This window comes from Kitasatospora sp. NPDC057198 (assembly GCF_042670125.1).
Taxonomy (GTDB): Bacteria; Actinomycetota; Actinomycetes; order Streptomycetales; family Streptomycetaceae; genus Kitasatospora.
Window position 1 is genome coordinate 1 of record NZ_JBHUWH010000349.1, and the last position, 8,586, is coordinate 8,586.

General features: G+C 72.0%; 6 protein-coding genes. 1 reads left to right on the forward strand and 5 read right to left on the reverse strand.

Features of this window, described 5'->3' with window-relative positions; genetic code table 11:
• From ACFUEL_RS29500 to ACFUEL_RS29515, 4 genes are all read right to left on the reverse strand, one after another.
• Positions 1–851, reverse strand: an 851-nt coding sequence (locus tag ACFUEL_RS29500; protein WP_380239825.1) for a carbohydrate ABC transporter permease, incomplete at its 3' end; no start/stop codon positions are given.
• Complete coding sequence (locus ACFUEL_RS29505) at positions 848–1,834, reverse strand: carbohydrate ABC transporter permease (RefSeq protein WP_380239826.1); 987 nt, start codon at positions 1,832–1,834, stop codon at positions 848–850. The genes ACFUEL_RS29505 and ACFUEL_RS29500, both read right to left, overlap by 4 nt.
• 64 nt (positions 1,835–1,898) lie before the next feature.
• Positions 1,899–3,155, reverse strand: coding sequence for an extracellular solute-binding protein (locus ACFUEL_RS29510; RefSeq protein ID WP_380239827.1), 1,257 nt, complete (start codon positions 3,153–3,155; stop codon positions 1,899–1,901).
• A 107-nt stretch (positions 3,156–3,262) separates the two neighbouring features.
• A complete protein-coding gene (locus tag ACFUEL_RS29515; RefSeq protein ID WP_380239828.1) occupies positions 3,263–5,224 on the reverse strand; it encodes a glycoside hydrolase family 127 protein in 1,962 nt (653 codons plus the stop codon).
• Positions 5,225–5,575: 351 nt separating this feature from the next.
• On the opposite strand from ACFUEL_RS29515, the gene ACFUEL_RS29520 reads away from it, so the two are divergent.
• Positions 5,576–6,595, forward strand: a complete 1,020-nt coding sequence (locus ACFUEL_RS29520) for a LacI family DNA-binding transcriptional regulator (RefSeq protein ID WP_380239829.1) — start codon at positions 5,576–5,578, stop codon at positions 6,593–6,595.
• A gap of 978 nt (positions 6,596–7,573) precedes the next feature.
• Here the strand turns inward: ACFUEL_RS29520 and ACFUEL_RS29525 are convergent.
• A complete protein-coding gene (locus ACFUEL_RS29525) occupies positions 7,574–8,101 on the reverse strand; it encodes a hypothetical protein (protein WP_380239830.1) in 528 nt (175 codons plus the stop codon).
• Positions 8,102–8,586: the final 485 nt, after the last annotated feature.

Genomic DNA, 8,586 nt, shown 5'->3' on the forward strand with positions numbered 1-8,586 from the left:
CTACTCCGCGGACATTCCTTTAAGTCGCCGGCGGTGACGCCGGCGGCGACGTAGCGCTGGGCGAGGACCAGGAGGAGCGCGACCGGGGCGGAGGCGACGACGGCGGTCGCCATGATGGCGTTCCACTCCTGGTTGTTGTTGCCGATGTAGCGGTAGATGCCGAGGGTGATGGGCCGCAGGGTGCCGCCGCCGTTGAGCGTGTTGGCGAACACGAAGTCGGACCAGGCCCACAGGAAGCCGAACAGCGACACGGTGACGATCGCGTTGCGGCTGACCGGCAGGACGATCGAGACGAAGGTGCGCCAGGTGCCGGCCCCGTCGATCTTCGCGGCGGCGATCAGTTCGTCGGGGATGCCGGCCATGAACGCGGCGAAGATCATCACGCCGAAGGGGACGGCGATCGTCGAGTCCGCGACGACCAGGCCCCACCAGGTGTTGAGCATGCCGAGCTTGAGGTAGACGGCGTAGAAGCCCATGGCCATGACGATGCCGGGGATCATCTGGGCGACGATCAGCACAAAGCCGAGCAGTCCGCCACCGCGCGGGCGGAGCTTGGCCAGGGCGTAGGCGGCCGGCGCGGAGACCACCAGGGTGAGGGCGACGGTGCCGAGGCCGATGAGGAGGCTGGTGCCGAGGTAGGGCAGTTGGTCGCGCAGGACCGCCCGGTAGCCCTCGAAGGTGGGGTGCAGGGGGAACAGGTCGGGGTCGGTCTTGCGCATCTCGCTCTGCGGGGTGAGCGAGACGTTGATCATCCAGTAGACCGGGAAGAGCATCAGCGCGGTCAGGACCAGGCCGACGGCCGTGTTGCGCCTGGCTCCCCGGACGGTGCGGGTGGCGGGGGCGGTGCTCATGCCTGCTGCCTCCTCTGGGTGTACAGGTGCAGCAGTCCGAAGGCGAAGGCGATCAGGATCAGCAGGTTGCCGACCGCGGCGCCGGGGCCGAAGTGGGGCAGCATGGAGCCGAAGCCGAGCTGGTAGGACCAGGTGGCCAGGGTGGTGGAGGAGGTGCCGGGGCCGCCGCGCGTCATGATCCAGACCAGGTCGAAGACCTTGAGGGTGTAGACGAAGCCGAGCAGCAGGGTGATGGCGGAGACCGGGCGCAGCAGCGGGAAGGTGATGCGGCGGAAGGTCTGCCAGGATCCGGCGCCGTCGAGGGCGGCGGCCTCGTAGAGCTCGCCGGGGATGTTCTGCAGGCCGCTGTAGAGGATGACCAGGTTGAACGGGATGCCGATCCAGATGTTGGCGATCAGCACGGAGGCCAGCGACCAGGTGGGCGAGGTGAGCCAGTCCACGGGGCCGGTGCCCAGGGTGGACAGGAAGTGGTTGACGACGCCGGACTCGGTGTTGAGCATCCACGCCCAGGTGGAGGCCGAGACGATCAGCGGCAGCAGCCACGGCACCAGGAACAGGGCCCGCAGGGTGGCCGAGAGCCGGAAGTGCCGGTTGAAGAACACCGCCAGGGCCAGGCCGAGCCCGTACTGGACCGCGATCGAGCCGACCGTGAACAGCAGGGTGTTGACCAGGGCCGGAACGAAGGTCGGGTCGTCGAAGACCTGCCGGTAGTTGTCCAGGCCGGCGAACGGCGCGTCGCCCCGGACGAACGACCGCACCGTGTAGTTCTTCAGGCTGAGGTCCACGTTGCGGTACAGCGGGTAGACGTAGAACGCGCCGAGGTAGGCCACGAGCGGTGCGAGGAACGCCCAGGCGGTGAACCGCGGGCTGCTCGGCACCTTGCGGGCGCGGCGGCCGGACCGCCGGGAGGCGGCGGCCCTTGCCCGCGGGCCCCCTGACGGGCCGTCGTCCGCCCGTCGTAGCAACGTGTTGACGGTTGCCATCACATCTCCTTGCCGGATCCGTCCGCCCCGGCGGGGCGGACGGATGACTGGTGGTCCGAACGGCTCAGTGGCCGGACTTGGCGGCGGCGGCCTTCTGCGCGGCGGCCAGCGCGTCCTGCGGCGACCGGGCTCCGGAGAGCGCCGACTGGACGGCGGTCCACATCTGCTCGGAGACGACCGGGTAGTCGGTGCCCAGGCCCCCGCTGGTGCGGCCCCTGGCCGCGCCGACGGCGGCGACCCACGGCGTCAGCTCGGCGTTGGAGGCGGCCTGCTGCTGCTGGACGGCCTGGACGGGGGCGACGTAGGAGAGCGTGGCGTCCGTGTTCAGCAGGTTCTCCTGGCTGATCAGGCAGTTCACGATCTTCTGGCTGGCGGTGTAGCGGGAGTCGTCCTTCTGGACGGGGACGGTGACGAACTCGCCGCCGGTGGGCGCGGGGGCGGCGCCGCCGTTCTGGGCGGGGAGGGTGATGACGCCGGTCCTGAACTTCGCCTTGGCGGCGTTGGCCAGCTGCCAGGTGCCGTTCTCGACGAAGGCGAAGTCGCCGGTGTCGAACTCCTGCCAGGCGGTGGTCTGGGTGTTGGTGATGACCGACTTGGGGGCGTAGCCCTTGTCCAGCCAGTCCTTCCAGAGCGACAGGGCGGCGACCGCCTGCGGGGAGTCGAGCTTCTTCAGGTCCGCGCCCGCGCCCCAGAACCAGGGGAGGAACTGGAAGGAGCCCTCCTCGGTCTTGATCCCGGAGAAGGTGATGCCCTTCTTGCCGGCGGCCTTGACCTTCTCCAGCGCCGCGGTCAGCGACGCCCAGTCCTTGACCCCCGCCGGGTCGACGCCGGCGGCGGTGAGGACGTCGGCGTTGTAGTACAGCGCGAGGGTGTTGGCGCCGATCGGCACGCCGTAGGACTTCCCGTCGACCGTGCCGGCGTCGAGGATGTTCTGCTGGATCCGGTCGGTCTCCAGGCCCAGGTCGGCGGTGGTGGTCAGCACGCCGGCCTGCGCGAGGGTGGAGACCACCGGGTTGTCGACCAGGACGATGTCGGGCGAGTTGCCCTGCTGTGCGGCCAGCAGGGTCTTGTTGGCGATGTCGCCGGTGTCCATGGCGGTGCGCTTCACCTCGACGCCGGCCGTGTTGCCGCACGCCTTGACGGTCTGCTCCCACACGGAGGAGGAGTCGTACTGCGGGTACGGGTCCCAGAAGGTGAAGGCCCCGCCGGCCTGGGAGCCGCCGGAGGAGGAACCGCCGGAGGAGCAGGCGGCCAGCGGGAGCAGCACGGTGGCGGCGGCCGCGCACGCCAGGGAGGTGCGGAGTCTGCGCGATCTGTTCATCAGGAGCCTCGTGTTCGTGGGTGGGGAGGGAGGGACGAGGGGGGGTGGGGTGGGGGCGGTTCGAGGAGGGGGCGGTTCGAGGAGGGGGCGCTGCTGCGGCCGGGGGGTCAGGCGGTGGGGATCCAGACCCGCATGCCGCCGTCCTCGCGGTTGGCCCAGGCGAAGTAGGGGACGGCGGTGAGTTCGAGCGGCTCGCGGCGGGCCGGCGCGTCCTGGCCGGCCGGCGTGTAGGGCCACCAGGCCGTGTCGTCCGCGGGGGCCAGCCGGGCGCCGGAGGCGGTGACGGTGGTGACGCCGCCGAGCAGGTCGGGCCGGTGCTCGGCCGCCAGGGGGGCCGCGGTGTCGAGCACCACGTCGTCCAGTCCGCCGCCGGGGTGGTCGACCTTTTCCAGGCAGTAGACCAGCGGGCCGCGCTCGATGGCGACGCTGCCGCGCACGGCGTCCACCCGCGGGTCGGCCCGGGTGAGGCGCGGCGCGAGGTCGAGGTCGAGCACCACCCGGTCGCCCTCGGCCCAGGTGCGGGTCAGGCGCAGCCAGCCGTCTTCGGCGCGGGCCTCGACCGCCTCGTTGTTAACGCTCACATTGAAGGCCGTGCGGGACCAGTGCGGGATGCGCAGGGAGAGCGTCCAGCTCTGCCCGGTGGGCGCGGTGTCGACCGTGACGGCGATGCGGCCCTCCCACGGGTACGCGGTGGCGGTCTCCACCGCGACCTTGCCGACGGGGAGCACCGCCTCGGTGCGGCCGCAGGCGTACTGGTGGAGCTGCAGCCCCTGCCCGTCGGTGCTGGCCAGGTAGTGCGGCAGGGAGGCGAGCAGGCGCATCGCGTTCGGCGGGCAGCAGGCGCAGCGGAACCAGCGGGTGCGGCGGCTGGTCTGGTCGTCGGCGGTGTCCTCGTACCCGTCGCGGACCTGGAGCGGGTTCACGTACAGCCACTTCTCGCCGTCGAGGGAGACCCCGGCCAGGAAGCCGTTGTACAGGGTCCGCTCGGCGAGGTCGGAGTACTTGGCGTCGCCGGTGAGCAGGGCCATCCGCCAGTTCCACTGGACGGAGGCCACCGCGGCGCAGGTCTCGCAGTAGGTGCGGTCGCTGGGGAGTTCGTACGGGTCGCCGAAGTCCTCCCACTCGTGGCGGGCGCCGAGACCGCCGGTCAGGTGGGTCTTGGTGGTGGTCATGGCCGTCCACAGGCGCTCGACGGCGGCGCGCAGTTCGGCCTCGCCGGTCTCCATGACCAGGTCGGTGGCGCCCGCCAGCAGGTAGAGCTGGCGCACGGCGTGGCCCTCGACCGTCTCGGCCTCGCGCAGCGGCACCCGGTCCTGGCAGTAGGCGGGGCCCGGGGCGGTGCCGTGCTTCTCCCCGGTGTTCAGCAGTCCGTGGCCGTGCCGGTCGACGAAGTACTGGGCGAGGTCGAGGTAGCGGCGCTCACCGGTGGTGCGGTGGAGCTCGACCAGCGCGGTCTCGATCTCGGCGTGGCCGCAGATGCCGTCGACGGGCCGGCCGGGGCCGAAGGTGGCGTCGACGTGGTCGGCGAAGCGGACGGCGACCTCCAGCAGCGCGCGCTCGCCGGTGGTGCGGTGGTGGGCGACGGCCGCCTGGATCAGGTGGCCCGCGCAGTACAGCTCGTGGCCCCAGCGCAGGTCCTCGAAGCGCTCGCCGGGGCGGGTGACCTGGAACCAGGAGTTGAGGTAGCCGCTGGGCTCCTGGGCGTCGGCGAGCAGGCCGATGAGCTCGGCCATCTGCGCGGGCAGGTCGGGCAGCGGCTCGGCCGGGTCCCCGAGGTGCCAGGCCGCCGCCTCCAGCCACTTGGTGACGTCGGTGTCCAGGAAGGGGAGGTCGCCGCGGTACTCGCCCTCGGCGGTGCCGGCGGCGAGCTTCAGGTTGTGCAGGTTGCCCGCGGACTCCAGCAGGGCCGGTCCCTGCGGGATGCCGACCAGGGCGTTGGTCCTGCGGCGCTCGGCCCAGAAACCGCCGCCGATCACGCTCGCGGCGCCGGGCCGCAGGGAGACGTGCTCCTCGGCGAACGGAAGGACGGGGCCCGCGGGGCGCGGCCGCTCGGGCAGGGGTGCAGACATGGATGACTCCTCGGCGCGGGGCGCGCACTGGATGTGCAGGAGGAAGGGCGTCGGGCTCCGGGGGCGCCGCCGGGACACGGCCGTACCGCGTACCGGGCGGTTGCGCGGGCCTGCCGAGCGGTTGCGCGGGGCTGCCGGGGGGAGCGGGGAAGCCGGGAAGCGGGGGAAGCGGGGAGCTGGGGGAAGCGGGAGAGCTGGGGGAAATGCTTTTCCTGGCGAGGAACGTAGGTGTTGCATCTGCGCGATGTCAAGACTTCCCGCAGGGTTCACCGGGCCGCTGCGGATGGTGACTTCGCGGGGTACGGCATGGCAGGATTGCCACGACCTCAGACAAGGAAAAGGGTTTCCTCAATGACAGCTACCGACCCCGTCAGCGCATCCCCGCGGGCGACCCTGACCGAGGTCGCGGCCCGCGCGGGCGTCGCGCCCGGCACCGCGTCGAAGGCGCTGAACGGACGCGGCAAGCTGCGCCCCGAGACCCGCGAGCGGGTGGAAGCGGCCGCGCGCGAACTGGGCTTCCAGCCCAACCCCGCCGCCCAGGCCCTGCACACCGGGCGCACCTGGACGGTCGGACTGATCACCACCGACGGCATCGGCCGGTTCTCGACGCCCGTCCTGCTCGGGGCGGAGGACGCGCTCGGGGCCGGTCAGATCTCGGTGCTGCTCTGCGACACCCGGGGCGACGCCATCCGGGAGCAGCACTACCTGCGGACGCTGGCCGCCCGCCGGATCGACGGCCTGATCGTCACCGGCCGCCGCACCGACCCCCGCCCCCCGCTGGCCGGGACCGGGGACACGCCGACGGTCTACGCCTTCACCCCCTCCAGCGACCCCGCGGACATCTCGGTGGTCTCCGACGACACCGGGGGCACCCGGATGGCGATCGGCCACCTGGTGGCCACCGGCCGCCGCAGGATCGCGCACATCACCGGCCCCGCCCACCACGCGGCGGCCGCGAACCGCGCCGCGCTGGCCCTGCGCCGGCAGCAGGAGGCCGGCCTGGAGGCGGATCCGCGGCAGGTGCACTACGGCGAGTGGAGCGAGGCGTGGGGGCGCCGGGCCGCACGCGCGGTGCTGGCGACCGCACCGGACACCGACGCGATCTTCTGCGGCAACGACCAGATCGCCCGGGGTGCCGCGGACACGCTCCGCGAGGCGGGGCACCGGGTCCCCGAGGACATCGCGATCGTCGGCTACGACAACTGGGAGACCATGGCGCTGGCCTCCCGTCCGCCGCTGACCACCGTGGACATGAACCTGGAGGAGATCGGCCGGACCGCGGCCCTGCGACTGCTGGACGCCATCGACGGGGCCCCCTCCCCCGGCACCCACGTGGTGCCCTCCCGCCTGGTGGTCCGCGACTCCACCTGAACCGCCTCACCACAGGTCTCCCCCACCACCCGCAACCGGGTGCTGACAGCCCGTCCGCGCGCCCGCCCACCCGCCCCCGGGTCCGGCGGGCGGCCCTACCGGTGCTCGGGGTTGACGAGCACGAGTACAGCCGCTCGATGACGCGCTCCGTCACGGAGGAGTTGCCGCCCAGCCAGACCGGCGGAACACTCTGGCACCCCAGCCGGCCTGCGACAAAGACAGCCAGACCCTCGTGGCCCTTCCGTGAGTGCGCGAGATCCGAAAGCCCCGTACACAGCGGCGGCACCACCTGGACGACACCGCTGTACGGGCAGGCGGACGCCCCAGGTCCTGCCCCTCACCGACTGCTGCAGGGCACCACCGCAGCCCCAAGAGGAGCTGACACAAAGGCAGGTGCACGGTCTGGTGGTGCTGCCTACGATCGGTGGGTGGATCGACGCGTTCCCTCCGGACTGAGCCCCGTGGACAGCTACGCCCTGCGTTGCTTCCAAGGAGGCGCCGCTGAGCACGTCCGGAGCATCCGCCTCCACCCGGTGCATCCTGACGAGAACCTTGCGGTGTACGTAGGGCGGATCGAGGCGGCTGGCTGGCACCTTGTGGAGCAGAGCTTCGGTGTCGACGAGTCCTACCGACGTTGCGAGATGCGCTTCGTTCGACTGGCTGAGTGATCAGGGGAACCGCCGACGCCGTTCACGTGCCGGAAGCAGCGGCTCGATCCGCCTCCACAGGTCATCCGCCACCAGCCACGGCGGCCCCGTCCCCCTGCCATGACCAACGAGCAACCGGAGCACGGGACATGGCCGCCGACCCTCTTTGCATTAGCTCCTCTTGCACGCCGCCGACTGAAGCGGTTGCCGGAGCACAGACGGACAGCGCCCAACCGGCTCTCTTCCACCGTCCGAGCGGCGGAACCCGCCCTCGCCCGCCCATTCCGTCAAGCGAAATGTGCTGCAGTAGAAGGGGGTTGATGATTTCGCATCAGTTCCGCTCGAACGCGACAGCCTCCGGCCGCATGCGGCCCGGTAGCTGGCTCCAGTCGTTCAGGGCCCCTTGGAGGAGGTTGTCGAACTGGTCCTTGCCCTCGTTGAGCAGGAGGTCGCGCAGGCAGGCGCAGTCGTCCATCGCGCCGCCGTCGGTGAAGCAGATGAAGATGCCGGCCGCTTGGAGGCCGCGGGCGGCGAGGGCGATCTCGCCTCCGAACGGGAGCGGTACGCGGCTGGCGAGTTCCTGGGCGAAGACCTGCTCGATGCGGGGGCGGCCGAGTGCGGCCAGCAGGGCGCCGACGAGGCTGCCGACCACGCCGTGCAGGGACTTCTTGCCGTCCAGCAGGGCGCGGGCGAAGGCGGCGAGTGCGTCGCAGCCCTTGCCGCGGTGCCGCTCGACGAGGGCGTTCCAGGTCTCCGGGGCCACGTAGCGCATCGCCTGCGCCGCGATGACGTCGCCGCCGCCCCCGCCGACGAGTTGGGCACACGCCCGGACGGCGCTGTCCGTCTCCGTACGGGACACGACGCGCGGCGCCCGGGGTGAGATGGACGGTCCGCTGCGCTGGGGCGGGATCCGAAGGGGCGGCGGGGCAGGAGCCGCCCGGCGGGGCCTGGACGGCGCGGGCTGCGGACGGTTGGCGGTGCGCCGAGGAGCGGGCCCGAGAGACCTCGGGCCCGCAGGAAGCCCTTGATGCAGGTGGCAGCGGAGGTCCGCCTGCCGTACGAGGTTCCTGCAGAGCTTCCTGTCCGGCTTCATGGCACGGCACCTGTTGACCATCAGCAGAGAGTGACGGACCGTCAGGTCGCGGGCAAGACCGCGGGATTGGCGGTGGAACGATCCGGCCACCGGTCCTCGCGGGCCGTGCCACGGCCTTTGACCGCGCACGGAGCGGACGCAGAGCTCTCGGCCCGGTGACGGCGGGTCCATCGTGTCCGGATAGCGGGAGTGCACGCGCCGCGTGGGCACCTGCACGGGCCGCACAGTGCGCCCGGCGCACCACCCGGAGG